Source organism: Mucilaginibacter boryungensis (assembly GCF_015221995.1).
Lineage (GTDB): Bacteria > Bacteroidota > Bacteroidia > Sphingobacteriales > Sphingobacteriaceae > Mucilaginibacter > Mucilaginibacter boryungensis.
The window spans coordinates 364,810-381,767 of the sequence record NZ_JADFFM010000001.1 but is presented as its reverse complement, the minus strand read 5'-3'; the positions used below and the strand labels follow the sequence as shown (position 1 = coordinate 381,767).

11 protein-coding genes are annotated in these 16,958 nt (G+C 44.9%); 6 read left to right on the top strand and 5 right to left on the bottom strand.

Features of this window, described 5'->3' with window-relative positions:
- Window position 1: 1 nt before the first annotated feature.
- The 4 genes from rfbB to IRJ18_RS01605 are packed head-to-tail and all read right to left on the bottom strand — an operon-like array spanning window position 2 to window position 4,385.
- On the bottom strand, window positions 2-1,054 hold the full coding sequence (rfbB, locus tag IRJ18_RS01620; protein ID WP_194106609.1) for a dTDP-glucose 4,6-dehydratase: 1,053 nt from the start codon (window positions 1,052-1,054) through the stop codon (window positions 2-4).
- Between the two features lie 6 nt (window positions 1,055-1,060).
- Window positions 1,061-2,086, bottom strand: a complete 1,026-nt coding sequence (galE, locus tag IRJ18_RS01615; protein ID WP_194104456.1) for a UDP-glucose 4-epimerase GalE — start codon at window positions 2,084-2,086, stop codon at window positions 1,061-1,063.
- Window positions 2,086-3,072 carry a UDP-glucuronic acid decarboxylase family protein gene (locus IRJ18_RS01610; RefSeq protein ID WP_194104455.1) on the bottom strand — a complete coding sequence of 329 codons (987 nt, stop codon included), beginning with the start codon at window positions 3,070-3,072 and terminating at the stop codon, window positions 2,086-2,088. The genes galE and IRJ18_RS01610 overlap by 1 nt, the downstream gene beginning before the upstream one ends.
- A gap of 2 nt (window positions 3,073-3,074) precedes the next feature.
- A complete protein-coding gene (locus IRJ18_RS01605; protein WP_194104454.1) occupies window positions 3,075-4,385 on the bottom strand; it encodes a UDP-glucose dehydrogenase family protein in 1,311 nt (436 codons plus the stop codon).
- A 55-nt stretch (window positions 4,386-4,440) separates the two neighbouring features.
- Between IRJ18_RS01605 and IRJ18_RS01600 the strand changes: the two genes are divergently transcribed.
- The 4 genes from IRJ18_RS01600 (at window position 4,441) to IRJ18_RS01585 (ending at window position 11,065) form a co-directional block, all read left to right on the top strand.
- On the top strand, window positions 4,441-5,649 hold the full coding sequence (locus tag IRJ18_RS01600) for a 3-deoxy-D-manno-octulosonic acid transferase (RefSeq protein WP_194104453.1): 1,209 nt from the start codon (window positions 4,441-4,443) through the stop codon (window positions 5,647-5,649).
- 90 nt (window positions 5,650-5,739) lie between these two features.
- A complete protein-coding gene (locus IRJ18_RS01595) occupies window positions 5,740-7,092 on the top strand; it encodes an MFS transporter (RefSeq protein ID WP_228072474.1) in 1,353 nt (450 codons plus the stop codon).
- Between the two features lie 81 nt (window positions 7,093-7,173).
- A complete protein-coding gene (locus tag IRJ18_RS01590; protein ID WP_194104452.1) occupies window positions 7,174-9,714 on the top strand; it encodes a glycosyl hydrolase in 2,541 nt (846 codons plus the stop codon).
- Window positions 9,715-9,724: 10 nt separating this feature from the next.
- The gene (locus IRJ18_RS01585; RefSeq protein ID WP_194104451.1) at window positions 9,725-11,065 is read left to right on the top strand and encodes a TolB-like translocation protein; all 1,341 of its coding nucleotides are present in this window, start codon (window positions 9,725-9,727) and stop codon (window positions 11,063-11,065) included.
- A 70-nt stretch (window positions 11,066-11,135) separates the two neighbouring features.
- Here the strand turns inward: IRJ18_RS01585 and IRJ18_RS01580 are convergent, their stop codons facing one another.
- The gene (locus tag IRJ18_RS01580; protein ID WP_194104450.1) at window positions 11,136-11,291 is read right to left on the bottom strand and encodes a lmo0937 family membrane protein; all 156 of its coding nucleotides are present in this window, start codon (window positions 11,289-11,291) and stop codon (window positions 11,136-11,138) included.
- 370 nt (window positions 11,292-11,661) lie between these two features.
- Here IRJ18_RS01580 and IRJ18_RS01575 point away from each other — a divergent pair, with 370 nt between their 5' ends.
- Both IRJ18_RS01575 and IRJ18_RS01570 read left to right on the top strand, forming a co-directional pair.
- Window positions 11,662-14,937 carry a SusC/RagA family TonB-linked outer membrane protein gene (locus IRJ18_RS01575; RefSeq protein ID WP_194104449.1) on the top strand — a complete coding sequence of 1,092 codons (3,276 nt, stop codon included), beginning with the start codon at window positions 11,662-11,664 and terminating at the stop codon, window positions 14,935-14,937.
- An 11-nt stretch (window positions 14,938-14,948) separates the two neighbouring features.
- Window positions 14,949-16,766 carry a RagB/SusD family nutrient uptake outer membrane protein gene (locus tag IRJ18_RS01570; protein WP_194104448.1) on the top strand — a complete coding sequence of 606 codons (1,818 nt, stop codon included), beginning with the start codon at window positions 14,949-14,951 and terminating at the stop codon, window positions 16,764-16,766.
- The last annotated feature ends 192 nt before the right edge of the window (window positions 16,767-16,958 follow it).

The window sequence follows — 16,958 nt, the reverse complement described above, 5'->3', positions numbered from 1 at the left end:
TTTAGCGATTTGCGTATTGCTCATTATAATATTGCTGATAATGTCCCGATGTTACATCATCCAGCCATTCCTGGTTATCCAGGTACCAATCAACCGTTTTTTCCAAACCTTCTTCAAATGTAATGCTTGGTACCCAACCTAATTCATTTTTTAGCTTGGTAGCATCAATGGCATAACGCAGGTCGTGCCCAGCCCGATCAGTTACAAATGTGATCAACTGTTCCGATTCTCCCGCCTGGCGGCCCAATTTCCTGTCCATTACCTGGCACAATAAACGGATCAGGTCGATATTTTTCCACTCGTTATGTCCGCCAATATTATAGGTTTTACCCGATTCGGCTTTATGAAATATTAGCTCAATAGCGCGCGCATGGTCTTCTACCCACAGCCAATCGCGGATGTTTTCGCCCTTCCCATATACTGGAATAGGCTTTTTCTGTTTAATGTTATGAATAGCCAGCGGTATCAGTTTTTCAGGAAAGTGATACGAACCATAATTATTTGAACAGTTAGAAATCACCGCGTTAAGCCCATAAGTATCCTGGTAGGCACGCACAAAATGATCTGAACTTGCTTTAGAGGCCGAATATGGCGAATGCGGGTCGTAGCCGGTTTCTTCAGTAAACAGTCCCTCTTCGCCCAATGTACCATAAACCTCATCTGTTGATACATGGTAAAAACGGGTGCTGTCATAACGGCCTTTCCAATGCTGTTTGGCCGCGTTTAATAAATTAACGGTACCTATCACATTGGTCATCACAAACTCAAGCGGACTGGCAATAGACCTGTCTACGTGTGATTCAGCAGCCAAGTGCACCACCGCATCCGGCTGATAGGTTTCAAATAGCTTGTCTATAAAATCAGCATCAACAATATCGCCTTTTACAAACTCATAATTGGGCGCATTTTCAATATCGCGTAAATTTGCCAGGTTGCCTGCATAGGTTAATTTATCCAGATTAATAATATGATATTCGGGATGTTGTGTTACAAAGCGGCGCACTACATGCGAACCGATAAAGCCGGCACCGCCGGTTATAATAATTTTTTTAATATCCATTTATAATGGGTTTTGTGCTATATACTTTTCCCACTCCCAGGCCGACGACATCATTACATCGATATCTAATTCAGTTTTCCAGCCCAGCTTCTCGGTCGATTTAGTTACATCTCCCCAAACCTGCTCTACATCGCCGGCGCGGCGCGGGCCTATATTATAATTCAATTTTACACTGGTAGAACTTTCAAAGGCATGTATTACCTCCAATACCGATGAGCCTTTGCCAGTCCCGATATTAAATACGTCGTAACCGGTAAAGGTTTCTTTTTCCATCAGTTTCAGCGCTGCTACGTGTGCCTTTGCTAAATCAACAACGTGTATGTAGTCCCTTATAGCGCTGCCATCAGGGGTATTATAGTCGCTGCCATATACCGTGATCGGTCCGCGTTTTCCAATAGCCGATTGCGTAATAAAAGGCACCAGGTTTTGTGGTACACCAATTGGCAGTTCGCCTATTAACGCGCTTTCGTGCGCGCCAACCGGGTTGAAGTAGCGCAAGGCTACCACCTTATATTTGCTGCCGCCAGATGCTATCATATCTTTTAGTATTTCCTCGGCTACTTGCTTGGTATTGCCGTAGGGTGATTGCGCGGGCTGTACAGGCGCATCCTCTGTTACGGGTAATTTTGCAGGCTGCCCATAAACAGTACAGCTTGATGAGAAAACAAAATTTACCGGTTTTGCATAATAAGCATCGAGCAGGTTAATTAACGAATAAAAGTTATTCCGGTAGTATTTCATTGGGTGCGCCACCGATTCGCCAACTGCTTTAAATGCCGCGAAGTGTATAATACCTTCAATATCGGGTTCGGCTAAAACAAGCGATTGGATATCAGCATCAAGCGTAAGGTCTAACTGGTAAAAAATTGGCTTATATCCAATTATTTTGGTCAGTTGGTCTAATATTGCCAGTTGCGAGTTCGACAGATCATCAGCAATAACAGGTTCATACCCTGCCCTTACCAGCTCAACTACTGTATGTGAGCCAATAAACCCTAAGCCTCCGGTTACTAATATTTTAGACATTAATGTTTATTATAATAGGTAAAATCTTTATGTAAAATTTCTTTTTTGGGTAACGATTTAAAATAATCGTATGTGATCTTCAAACCTTCGCTACGCGATACCTTAGGCTCCCAACCCAAAATACTTTTGGCTTTGCTAATATCCGGACGGCGTTGTTTCGGGTCGTCTGTAGGCAATGGCAAACTGATCAGTTTTTGATTTGTACCTGTCAGTTTAATAATTTCTTCGCCAAACTCGCGAATGGTAATTTCATCAGGGTTGCCAATATTCATAGGTTGGGCATAATCACTGTGTAATAAACGATAGATGCCTTCTATCAAATCATCAACATAGCAAAACGACCGGGTTTGCGACCCATCGCCAAACATGGTTAATGGTTCGCCGCGTAAAGCCTGGCCAATAAATGCCGGCAGCACACGTCCGTCATTCAGCCGCATGCGGGGGCCATAAGTATTAAATATGCGCACTATCCGGGTTTCCAGGTCATGGAAGGTGTGGTAAGCCATCGTAATTGCTTCCTGAAAACGCTTAGCTTCGTCATAAACACCGCGCGGGCCAACAGGGTTAACATTACCCCAGTATTCCTCGGGTTGCGGGTTCACGTTCGGGTCGCCATATACTTCAGATGTAGATGCGATGAGCATGCGCGCGCCTTTGCTGCGCGCCAGGCCCAGCAGGTTATGTGTGCCTAACGAACCTACTTTAAGAGTTTGTATCGGTATCTTTAAATAATCTATAGGGCTGGCCGGCGATGCAAAATGTAAAATATAGTGTAACTCGCCCGGCACAAACACAAATTTGGAAACATCGTGGTTGTAAAAATCAAAGTTTTCCAGTTTAAACAGGTGTTCAATATTGCGCAGGTCGCCGGTAATCAGGTTATCCATGCCAATTACATGGTAATCTTCCTTAATAAACCTGTCGCACAGGTGCGACCCTAAAAAACCTGCGGCGCCGGTTATTAATATACGTTTACGCTGTTTCATGTTTAACTAACAATTTTACGGCCAATACTGTTGTAGTAGAAGCCACAATCTATCATTTTTTGCAGATCGTAAAGGTTACGTCCGTCAAATATCACTTTATTTTTAAGTAACCTTTCCACTTCGTCCAAATCAGGGGTACGGAACACCGACCATTCGGTAACAATTAATAATGCATCGGCACTTTCAAGTATATCATATTGGTTGCTGCCATAAGTAATGGTATCGCCAATTAAAGCTTTTACATTATTCATGCCTTCCGGGTCGAAGGCAGCTACAGTAGCGCCTTCTTTTAACAATTCATCAATAATATATAGGGCCGGGGCTTCGCGGATATCGTCAGTTTCGGGCTTGAACGCTAAACCCCACAGCGCAAATTTCTTGCCTTTAATATCACCTTTAAAGTATTGTTTTACTTTTTCTACCAGCACCTTCTTCTGGATGGTGTTTACATCCATCACAGCGTTCAATATTTTAAAATCGTAATTATATTCTTCGGATGCCTTTGCCAAAGCCTGTACATCTTTAGGGAAGCAACTGCCGCCATAACCAATGCCCGAGAAAAGAAAGCGTTTCCCAATACGTTCGTCAGATCCGATACCACGCCGTACCATATCCACATCGGCGCCTACCAGTTCGCACAGGTTAGCTATCTCGTTCATAAAGGATATTTTAGTAGCCAGGAAAGAATTGGCTGCATATTTTGTCAGCTCAGACGAACGCTCGTCCATAAAAATGATAGGGTTGCCCTGGCGCACATATGGGCCGTATAATTCGGCCATTAATTTTTGCGCACGCTCATCACGGGTACCAACAACTACCCGGTCGGGCTTCATAAAATCGTCTACCGCCACACCTTCACGTAAAAATTCGGGGTTCGATACCACCGCAAATTCAACATCGGTATGTGCTTTTAATACGGCAGTCAATTTATCGGCAGTACCAACAGGTACGGTAGATTTGGTTACAATAACCTTATATTCTTTCAGTAAAAGGGCAATATCCTTACCCGCACCTAATACATAACTAAGGTCGGCAGCGCCATCGGCACCCGGCGGAGTAGGCAGCGCCAGGAATATAATTTTAGCTTCTTCAATAGCCTCGGCCAGGTTTGATGTAAACGACAACCGCTCCTGCTTAATGTTACGGTTAAACAATAACTCCAGCCCCGGTTCATAAATAGGTAATTCGCCATTGCGCATGGCTTCTACCTTTTTTACGTTAATATCTACACAAATTACGTGATTGCCTGTTTCGGCAAGACAAGTTCCGGTTACTAATCCAACATATCCTGTTCCAACTACAGCTATTTTCATTACTAAATTTTTTTAGGCTAACTTATTACGGCGAAGATAGTAATTTCGCATTTAAATGTTGTTTACGTATACCATTGTAATTAGGATTTATTACGCGTTAATTTTCCTGGCATCTTTTTTCAACAAGAAGGCTGCCTTATGGATCAACGGCCGCAAAAACAATGCGGTAAAACCGTATAAAGGTTGTATTTGGTTCCACTTTGCCTCGCTGGGCGAGTTTGAACAAGGCCGCCCTGTACTTGAAGCATTAAAAGAGAAATACCCCGCAAAAGCAGTTGTAGTAACGTTCTTTTCGCCATCGGGGTACGAGATCAGGAAAAACACACCGCTGGCCGATGCGGTATACTATCTGCCCTTAGATACTGCTGACAACGCCCGGGATTTCATTAATACCCTGCAACCCGGAATAGCCATATTTACCAAATACGAATACTGGTACTATTTTTTTAATGAATTACACCAAAGGCAAATCCCATTATATATCATCTCAGGGATATTTCGCCCCGGGCAGGTATTTTTTAAATGGTACGGTAACCTTCACCGCAAAATGTTGGCTATGGTAAGTCATTTTTTTGTACAGGATGATACATCTGCAGATTTGCTCAGCTCCATAAATATAAGTAACGTCTCGGTTAGCGGCGATACCCGCTTTGACAGGGTATGGGCAAACGCGCTGCAACCTAAACAGCTGCCGGTAATTGAAGCTTTTAAAGCCGGACAAAAAGTATTTATTGCCGGCAGTACCTGGCCAAAAGACGAAGAACTATTGGCGAAGCTGATAAACCATTACCCCCACTGGAAATTTATTTTTGCCCCACATGAGATAGGCAAAGAAAAGATAAACCATTTGATGGGACTATTACCCGAAGAAACTACTGTGCGCTTTTCCGATATTGATCCCACATCTCAAATCTCAAACTTCAAAGTGTTGGTGATAGATAATATAGGCACGCTATCATCCCTGTACCAATATGGCGAGGTGGCTTATATTGGCGGTGGCTTTGGCGCGGGTATACATAACACCCTGGAAGCTGCGGCGTTTGGCCTGCCTGTCATTTTTGGCCCCAACTATCATAAATTCCGTGAAGCCCGCGAGCTTATTCACCTTAAAGCCGGGATAAGTATTAACGATGCAGAAAGTTTGAAACAGGCAACCGATCTGTTAATGAACGACACGGAATACCGGGAATTTACCCGCCAGAAAATAAAAGAATATGTGAGGGGCCATATTGGGGCCACAGAAATGATTGTGCAGCATATTTGATAAAGGCAGGGATATAAAGTTAACTACCCATCTTTATTTGTAATATAACAACCGGCACATCCGTTTTAGTCATAATATTCACATCTTGCCATGGCCATGACGGTTGATAAATTACCCTTCCAGAAACAACTTGCTTACGCCAGCGGCATGATAGGATGGAGCATTATGACCAATATTATTATTGTGATGCTGCCCTATTTTTATTTACCGCCGTCAAATGCCGGGCTAACACCATTGCTTCCGCAATTACTCATATTTGGCCTACTGAACATCCTTCCGCTTATAGCCGCTTCGGGGCGTTTGGTTGATGCCCTGTTCGATCCTTTTATCGCCTCAATAAGCGACAAAAGCAATAATCCGGCAGGCAGGCGCATACCTTTTATGAAATGGGCTATTCTTCCCTCGGTGCTTTTTTGCTGTCTTGTTTTTAAGCCGGTTGCCATGGGTGAAAGTATATATAATGCTTTTGGCCTGGCCATAGCCCTGATGCTTTTTTTCATGAGCCTTACTACTTATATCATCCCCTATAACGCCTTGCTGCCCGAACTGACAAATACCTCATCTGAAAAGGTCAAATTATCTTCCTTTCAACAAATTGGTTTTATTATCGGGATGATCATTTCGGGCCTGGTAAATAACTATGCACGGGCACTGCAAACCGCTTTTCACATAGTTAATGCCGACCAGGCCATACAATACACTATTTGGGGGCTGTGCCTGTTTGCCGGGGCAATGATGCTGATACCTGTTTTAGCTATTAATGAGAAACAATACTCTAACAGCAAACCATCGCATTTGCCATTGCTGCCTGCTATTAAAAAAACGTTTGGTAACCGCAATTTTAAATATTACCTCATTTCCGATTTTTCATATTACATGGCACTTAGCATCATCAGCAGTGGCTTGCTATATTTTGTTACCGTGCTTTTAAAATTACCTGCAACCCGGGGGGGCGTAATGCTGGCCGTAATGGTGCTAACATCTTTATTGTTTTATCCCTTAATTATTTACCTGTCAAAAAAGATAGGTAAAAAGCCTATCGTTTTATTCTCATTTGCATTGCTGAGCCTGATTTTTATAACCATATTTTTCCTGGGGAAATTTCCGGTATCTGCTAATGTGCAAATTTATGCGCTGGCGCTCGGGGCCTCTTTCCCCCTGGCTTCTCTGGGCATACTACCCAACGCCATATTAGCTGAAATTGCCGAACATGAAGCCCAGCTCACCGGTGAAAACCGTGAAGGGATGTTTTTTGCCGTAAAATATCTGTTCGTAAAATTAGGGCAATCATTAGGCATCGCGCTGTTTGCCTTCCTTACTATATATGGCAAAGATCCCGATCGTGATTATGGACTGCGGTTGAACGGCATTTGCGGGTTTGTACTTTGTATAGCAGCCTTTTTGGTATTCAGCCGGTTTAAAGAACGAGGCACAACTGGTTAACCCTTAATTTATAGGGCAGGATGCAACAGGTAAGTTAGCTGCATATTATTTTATAATATTGATTTACCAAAGTAAACCGTAATGGCCCTCTTCTACCGTACCCGAATTTTATTGCTGGCTTTTGCCTGCGTTTTTATAATCAAAACTACTGTTAACGCTCAAATTAGCACCGCCAAACCCTGGACATATTGGTGGTGGATGGGTGGCGCAGTTAACGAAAAAGATATACAGCATAGTTTACTGGAGTTTAAACGCATTGGCATTGGCGGCGTGCACATTATCCCCATTTATGGGGTAAGGGGTTATGAAAAAGAATTTAAACCTTTTTTGGGCGATAAGTGGATGCACCAGTTGGCCTTTACAATTGCCGAAGGAAAAAAGCTGGGTATAGGTGTCGACTTATCAACCGGTAGTGGCTGGCCATTTGGCGGGCCAAACGTGAGCGAGTCACAAAGCGCCAAAAAGTGGGTGTTAAAAAACGGACAGTTTATAACAGCCAGTACCCAGCAAAAGGTAAAACGGCCAAGCCCCGGTGGCGCGGGTTATGTGGAAGACCCCTTTGATAAAAACATGATGCAGCAATACCTGCTGCGCTTCGACAGTGCTTTTGCTAATAAAAACATGACCGGTCTGCGTGCTATGTATTGCGACTCGTACGAGGTGTTTGGTGCTAACTGGACGGGTAACTTTTTAACCGAATTTAAAAACCGCCGGGGATATGATCTTCAATCGGTAGCGCCGTTGTTTTTAGACACTACCAATAACCCGCAAAGCCGTTTGGTAAAGATAGACTATCAGCAAACCCTTTCGGAATTATTATACGATAGTTATAAAACCTGGGCCGACTGGTCGGCAGCGCATGGATTTATTACCCGCTACCAGGCACACGGCTCGCCGGGTAATTTGCTCGATCTGTATAGCTTAGCCAGCATCCCTGAAACCGAGGCATTCGGCAGTAGCAATTTCAAAATCCCTTTATTAAGGGTAGAACCCGATTACGAACCTAAAAACTTTGGCAGGCCAAACCCACTGATGATGAAATTCGCGTCATCAGCAGGGGGGGTGAGTAATAAACAACTGATCAGTTCTGAAACCTGTACCTGGCTGGCTAATCATTTTAAGGTGTCTTTGTCGCAGGCGAAGCCGCAGGTAGACGAATTATTTGCCGCGGGTATCAATCACGTTTTTTTCCACGGCACTACCTATTCGCCACAGGACGAAAAATACCCCGGCTGGCTATTTTATGCGTCGACCAATTGGGGGCCAAGCTCGCACTTTTATAACGAGTTGCCTTTGCTGAACAAATACATTTACAATTGCCAAAATATCCTGCAAAACAGCAGGCCGGATAATGATGTGCTGGTGTATTTTCCCGTACAGGATATTTGGGCCGATAAAAACAGCGGCAACTATGGCATTCATCAATTAGATGTTCACCATTACGACAGCTGGTTTATGGCGCAGCCTTTCGGTAAGATGTGCACAGAACTTTCGCAAAAAGGTTTCTTGTTCGATTACATTTCAGATAAACAACTGAACGATATTAAAGTAACAGGGGGGAAATTACGGGCTGCCGGCGCCACTTATAAAATGATAGTGGTGCCTAATTGTACATATCTTTCTGTAGAAACGCTACAACGTTTGCAATTGCTTAGCCGGCAGGGCGCTACTATAATTTTTGACGAAGCCTTACCGCATTTCCCTATGGGTTATCATAATTTTGAAACCAATGCCGACATTTTTGAGAAAATAAAAACAGCTAGTGAAGCAGATAAAAAGCATTTTACGGTAAGCCGGAATTTAGTTGCCGATATGTTAAAGCACGGGGCCACACAGGAAACCATTATCAGTGAAAATGGCTTATCCTGCATTCGTAAAAAACAACACGGCAAAACGGTTTACTTCATCAGTAATCTTAGTAATAAATTTTCAGAAGGATGGGTAAACCTTAGCATCGGCAATGAAAAAGTATCGGGCTACGACCCGCTGACCAGCAAAAAATTCGGCTTTGCTAAAAAAGGCAAAAAGATATATCTGTCTTTGCCGCCGGGACAATCATGCTTTGTAATGGAGCAACCAACAGCAACGCCTGGCGGTACTGAACCTAAAAAGTACGATAGTTATGCTGTTAATACCAAATGGGAGGTGCAGTTTATGGGCGGCAGGCCAAACTATCACAAATCGTTCAAAATAGATACCCTGCAATCGTGGACCAACCTGAGCGATACCGCCGCATTTTATACAGGCACGGCTAAGTATACCGGAATTATAAATATACCGGCGAAAGTTACAGATAAAAAAGATATGGTGATTGATTTGGGAACCGTAAACGAATCGGCAACGGTTAAAATAAACGGAAAGATGATAGGCACTGCCTGGGCCATTCCGTTCAGGTTGACCATTCCGCAAAATGTGATTAAGGCCGGAGAAAACACGCTGGAAATTGCGGTGACCAACCTATCTGCAAATTACATGCGGGTTTATGATAAGGAGCATCCTGAATGGAAGAAGTTTTATGATGCCAATATAGTAGATATTACCTACCAGCCTTTTAATGCTTCCAAATGGCCAATAATGCCATCGGGATTAAGCACCAATAATGTTAAAATATTGTACCGATAAACACATTACTATGAAAAAACTGATTGCCGCTTTAAGTATTTGTGTAGCACTGGCTTTAACCACCCAGGCGCAAATTGGCCGCAGGTTCCCATCAGAGAAAAAGATAGTGAAGGACCCGGTGACGGGCACCATGCTCACTTTTTTAACCAGCACACCGGCGGGTGATGCTAAAATATATCAAACCCATCCGCAATGGACATCCGACGGGCAATGGCTGGTGTTCCGTTCGGGCCGCGCCCGTAACGAAGCACTGGCCGTGAACGAAAAAACAGGTGATATTGTGCAGGTAACCGAAGGCGGTTACACCGGCATGCTTAACCTGGCCCGCAAAAGCATGAAACTATATCTGATGCGGAACCCAAACCCTGGCGCTCGCGGCGGTGACCTGCAAATTGTAGAGGTTGACCTGGCCAAAGTATTCGCAAATAGCAAAGCTGGTAAAATGCAACCAGCCGCAACATATCAGCGGGTATGCGGTATCGTCCCGGCCAATTTGCGCGCTGGCGGCGATATGGCTTTAGACGCCAATGAAGATGTATTGTATTTCCGCATAGCGGGGCCTGAGGCCGCCAAACATTTGGCGCCCGATGCCAAACTGGAGCCAGCTTTTGGTCCGCGGCATATGGGTGCCGGTCCTGCAGGGCTGATGAGCATGAATGTGAAAGATGGCAGTTTAAAATATGTAGTATCCGTACCGTTCCAGATCGGTCACGTGCAGGTGAACCCATGGGTGCCGGGTGAGATTATTTTTTGCTGGGAAACCGGCGGTAAATCGCCACAGCGTACCTGGACAGTGATGGCCGATGGCACAGGCCTGCGCCCGCTGTACCCCGAAGCGCCGTACGAATGGGTAACCCACGAGGCGGTGATCACCAAAGATGAGGTGGCTATAGCCATAATGGGGCACCGCCCTATTCCCGGCACTGGTAAAACTACAGTTGGCACACCTGTAGCGGGCGCTAATCCTGGTCAGGAAGCCGACTGGGGGCCATCGGGCACACGCGAAAAACCGACCGGGCTTGGTATAGTGAATTTGCGTACCCGCGAGATGGTTATCATCGGCCAAACACCAAGTGGTAGCGGTTTGTGGCATGTCAATGGTTCGGGCGACGGGCGCTGGGCCGTGGGCGATGATTTTTCGCGCAGCATATATTTAATAGACCGCCATACCCGTGAAATGCTAATGCTGAGTACCGGCCATAAACCCACCGCCACCGACCACCCGCACCCTACCTTTAGTCCAGACGGTACACGCATTGAAATAGAATCGGCTATGCTATCGGCAGATAATAAATCAATGAATATCTGCATTATCCCCGTACCGGAAAGCTGGTTGAAAAGGAAGTACTAAAAGCTTACACTAACGCCCATAAATAAAAAAGCCCGGTTAATAACCGGGCTTTTTTATACGTAATTTATAATCAGACAGCGGTCGACCTTCTGATAAGGCCTAACAGCAGCGCGATAATGGCAATAACCAGTAATACATGTATCAAGCCCCCGGCTGAATACAAAAATACGCCTAATGCCCACCCGATGATGAGGATAACGGCGATGATATACAATAGTGATCTCATAGTAGATTGTTTAATTAATAATGTTTTTCTACTATGATAATACCTGAAGCGACAAAAGGTTTTAATATTATTTATTTAGTGAGCATATAAATATCGACATCCTCATGTTCACCGGATTAGCCGCTGCAGCAAACAGACTGGTAATGCCAGTAAATCAACGTACCTTAATACTTCTAGGCAAAATCATATTTAAAAAAAGGCCGAATATTGAGTATATATATCCTGTATGCTTGTCTGTGTTATAACCAAGAGCTTAGAATAACCTTCCGCGGGAATCATTTAAGCTTGAATTAACAGATTATACACCTTAAATCAAATGATTATGATTTCTTTTTACAGTAAAAAGTGGCGAACCTGTCGTCTTCTTGCTTTGCTGTTTGTTTCACTATCCTATAGTTTAGCGTTTGGTCAAACCCAAACAGTTACCGGAAAGGTTATTGACAGCAGCACAGGCGATCCGGTAATAGGCGCAACCGTTGTGTTAGTTAACTCAACTACCGGTGTAGCCGCAGATGTTAACGGGTCTTTTAAGATCAATGTGCCGGCGGGGGCAATACTTCGGTTTAATAGTGTTGGTTATATTAGTGTTAAAGCGCAGGCCGATTTCACTAAACCAATGGTTATAAAATTGGCGCCGGATAAAACCGGGCTGAACGAAGTTATTGTAGTTGGTTACGGACAGCAGAGAAAAGCGACAGTTACCGGGGCTATTGCTACTGTAGATGCCCATACTTTTGAGGACAGGGGCCCAACAAACAACCCGATCGCAAATCTTCAGGGCCAGGTCCCTGGCGTAGTGGTTACCAGGACCTCAGCTCAGCCAGGCCGCGAAAACTGGAATTTTCAGATACGCGGTGCCACATCTGTTAATGCCCAGGACCCGCTGGTTATCCTGGATGGTATAGCTTTAAATAATAACAATGAGCTAAACTCCCTTAACCCTAATGATATTGATAATATTTCTTTCCTGAAAGACGCTGCCGCCTCTATTTATGGGGCCAGGGCAGCTTATGGTGTGGTGTTAATTACAACCAAAAGAGGAAAGGCCGGCAAGATGACGATCCAGTATAATCCTTCTGTTTCCGAAAAGCTGATTGGTTTACAGCCGAAGACCGTTGATCTGGCTACATGGGCCAGCGGCGCATCACAGGCGCTGACGAACGATGCCTATGGTGTTGCACCTACAACCTATATTTGGTACCTGTATGCACAGTTGGCACTGGCCAATTTAGGCAAAGTGATACCCGCGACAGCCATTCCTGGCTATAATGGCACGGCAATAACCGCAGGCCTGTTTTATAACGGGACACCGGTCCCGGTTTTTACTGATGTGAAAGAGTTTGATTTTCTGGATACAAAAATGTCCGATGTATTGTGGGGCCGGGCAACCTCAACGGAACATAATTTGAACGTTTCCGGGGGTAGCGAAAAAGAACAATATCGCTTTTCGGCAGGTTATCTGAATGATGGCAGCCAGCTAAGATGGGGCAATAACGGTAATCAGCGTTATAACCTGCGGTTTAATAACGATTATAAGTTTGGACCGGCATTCAATATGTCCAATACTGTTTCGCTGGAAAAAAATGACATCCAGCAGCCAACACTTTACAGCTTTACAAGCTATAGCGCTTTAGGCACTTCCTTTATGCCGGGTGTTCCAGCCCTGACCGTTTCGGGCAGGCCTTACGCCTGGGGCACAACCTACAGCCCGCCGGGCTTGTTAAGAGATGGCGGTGACAACCTCGAAGCCAATACACGTATTTTACTAAATACCAAGTTGAACTTTAATTTTCTGGAACATTTTACAGCCAGTGCCAACATTGGTTATAATACCTGGTATCAGGATCAGCGGGTGCAAACCAAGCAGGTTCAGATGTACAGCTACTATGATACGAATTTGATTGTAACAAATCCGAGTGCAGGTGGCACCAGCGCCAGCGGCGGCAACTTAAGTTCCAATTATTATCGCCAAAACATCACTGATCCTTTTTATACCTTAACCGGAACAGTTGCCTATACCAATACCTTTAACAAGGTACACAATGTAATGCTGATGGCCGGCACATCGTATGAACGCGATGAATACGATATGTTTAACGCCCGCACCTTTAATTTGCTTAGTGATGATATTCCTGCATTGGGCCTCGGGCTCAGCAGCGGAACTGCCGGTTATGTTACTGATGGTGAAGAAAGGTACCATACAGCCTTAGGTTCTTACTTCGGGCGTTTTACCTATAATTACAAAGGAAAATATATGCTTGAAGCTATAGGACGCTATGACGGTTCCTCACGTCTTATAGATTATAAAAGGTGGAAGGCCTTTTATGGTGCCTCTGCAGCCTGGCGTTTATCAGAAGAGGGTTTGATCAAGAAGCTGAACTTTTTTGATGACCTGAAATTGAGGGTAAGCTACGGTACTTCAGGTAACCAAACGGGTATCGGGCGCTACGATTATCTCCAGTCTTTGAATGGTGGAAGCAGCGGTAGTTTGTTGGGATCCACAATTGCCTCACAGGTAACCACCACCGGTTCGCTCGTATCGCTTGACCGTACCTGGGAAACTGTAAAAAAAGCGAACCTTGGTGTCGACTTCGCTATACTGAAAAATAAATTAAGCGGCACTTTTGAAGTTTTCCAAAACCGGAATGATAATATGCTGATCCAGGTAACTTATCCGGGCACCCTGGGGGCAGCAGCTCCTGCCAGCAACAATGGCAATCTAAAAACCTGGGGCTGGGAAGGACAGTTGACTTATCGCGATCATATAGGCAAAGTTAGTTTCTCAATCGCGGGAAATATTACAGACAGCCAGAACAAGTTGATTTATTATAACGGTGTGCCTCTCATTGCCAGCGGCTACAATGCTACGGTAGAAGGCTATCCGCTGGGCTCTTATTTTGGCCTAAAATACGATGGCAAGCTACAGAGTCAAAGTCAGGTAGATGCTTACAATAAATTTTATACCGGTAATACCATAGGATTGCCTGCTGCCACACCCCTGGCTAATCCGGCAGGTCAGTTTTCCGGTCTGCGCCCCGGCGACAATTCTTTTGCGGATGTGAATGGGGACGGTAAACTTACCGCAGGCACTTCGACCAAAGACATGGGCGACTTTGTTTACTTAGGGTCCGATGTTCCGCGCTATGCATATGGTCTGAACCTGGGTGCCCAATGGAATGGTTTTGATTTCTTTGCCATTTTGCAAGGCGTTGGAAAGCGTACTATTTTCCGTGCAGGCAGCGCCAATAACTGGCGTGTTCCTTTTACTTCCATCAACCAAATGCAAACCACCAGTTGGGTAGGAAACGTTTGGTCGCCGGAAAATCCAAGCGCTTACTATCCTAATCTCCATTCAGCTAACAATAATGCCATTAACAATTATAACTATCAGGCATCTACCTGGTCGGTGGAGAACGGCGCTTATCTGCGGTTAAAAAACCTTGTGATAGGTTACAGCCTTCCCAAGGCGTTATTGCAGCGGACAAAAGCATTAAGTTCTGTTCGGTTCTACATTTCCGGAAGCGACCTATGGGAAGTATCAGCAATCCACGACGGGTGGGACCCCGAAACTACGAGAACTGCCAGTGGTAATGAACGATATCCGTTTTACCGGTATTTGACCCTGGGTGCTAACATCACATTTTAATTCCTGATTACATGAAAAATCATAATAAACTCAAAATAACATTTTTACTGGCCACACTAATTTCAGTTCAATTGGCTTGTAAAAAATCATTGGACCTGAAGCCGCTGGACCAGTTGTCCGATGCCGCTTACTGGCAGAAACCATCCGACTTCAAAACTTTTGCAAATCAATATTATGGCTACCTCCGTAATTTTGGCCAGTTAATGACCGATAATCCCCATTACGATGGCCGCGCCGATATCTTCGGCGGTGGCGGCGCATTCGGGGCCGGTACAAACACCCTTGTGACAACAGACGGAAACTGGAACTCTAATTATTCCCGGATCCGCAACTGCAATTACCTGCTTGACCGCGCCGCCAATTATGCAAATGCTGCGGACATTGCCGCTTATGTGGCCGAGGCCAAATTTTTTAGGGCGTATTGCTACTTTGACCTTTTACAGCTTTACGGTGAAGTGCCGGTGGTAACCAAATTGCTGGCCCTGGATGATCCTTCCCTGTATGGGCCGCGTGCTACCAGGGATGCAGTAGTTGATCAGATCATTGCCGACCTGGAGGCAGCAGCCGCAAATTTGCCTGCCACAATTGCCCCCAGCTCTGCGGATTATGGACGGCTGACCAAAGCTGCCGCGCAGGCATTTTTGGGAAGGGTTACACTTTACGAGGCGACCTGGCAAAAATTCAGAAATGGCGACGCCACGCGCTATAACGCCTTGTTTGATAAATCTATAGCGGCATCGAACTCCGTAATGACCACCAACCAGTATGCGCTGTTTGGTACAGCGGCAAATGATGCATTGGGTGGAGGGAATAGTGTAGCGTTGGGCGATTCGGCCATGAAATATATGTTCATTCTGGAAAATCCCAAGTCAAATCCTGCCAGTATCACTAAAGCGGCTAATCATGAGTATGTCCTATCCTACCGTTATGATGATGTGCTGAAACCGATTAATGTGAGTGTAAGCCGGATGGGTAATGCCATTGGCCCGCAGCAGAAATGGGTGAACGCCCCTGTTTGTACCGATGGGTTACCTATCGAGAAATCGCCCAAATTTCAAGGGTACGCTACGTATGGTTCCCAGTTCGCCAATCGCGACAACCGACTTAGATATTCCATTAAAGTTTATGGGATGTATTATTGGTATGGCGCCTTCAATCCGCGTGTTACCTGGTTAAATGATGCGCCAGACCGCGCGAGCTCGCTTGGCCAGGTTACGCAGGTAGGTGGTTATGGGAATCAAAAATGGATGTCTGAAAGAGCCGTTCCCGACCAAAAAGAATCTGAAGATTATCCCGTTATCCGTTATGCAGAAGTGTTGTTAAATTATGCAGAAGCCGTTTATGAACGTAATGGGACTATCACCGATGCTGACCTAAATAAATCATTGAATCTGGTGCGTTTACGGGCGAATCAAAAAAATGGGATGCCACCCCTAACCAATGCTTTCGTATCGGCTAACGGACTGGATATGCGGACAGAAATCAGACGCGAGCGTTTTGTGGAATTATATTTCGAGAATTTCCGGTTCGATGACATTAAGCGCTGGCATAGTGCCACAACCGATTTGGTTAGCAATACAGGGGGTACCGCCTATGGCAATGTGGCTGGTTTTATCAGTCCATGGCCTGTAAGTATCCGCTACAAAGGCACACAAGCCGAGTTAGGGCCAAATGCGCTCAGCCCCAAGCCTTCTAATGCGCTGGACTCGAATGGCAACCTGATACTCGATCAAACTGCACGGTCATTCACCGAAAAAAATTATCTGTATCCAATTCCAACTACGGAGATAGCTTTAAACCCGCAACTGAAGCAAAATCCGGGCTGGTAAACCAATCTACAAATGCCGTCTGCTTTCACAGACGGCATTTTTTTTATTGTCCCCTATTAGGGACATAGGCCAATATGAATGACGTTGCAGTTTAATCATTTCAGCTGATGAACAATTATTATCCTATATAGCGTGTAATTCCGGGATGGGCGCCTTTAATTATCTTAGATAAATAATAATATGTTTGTTATA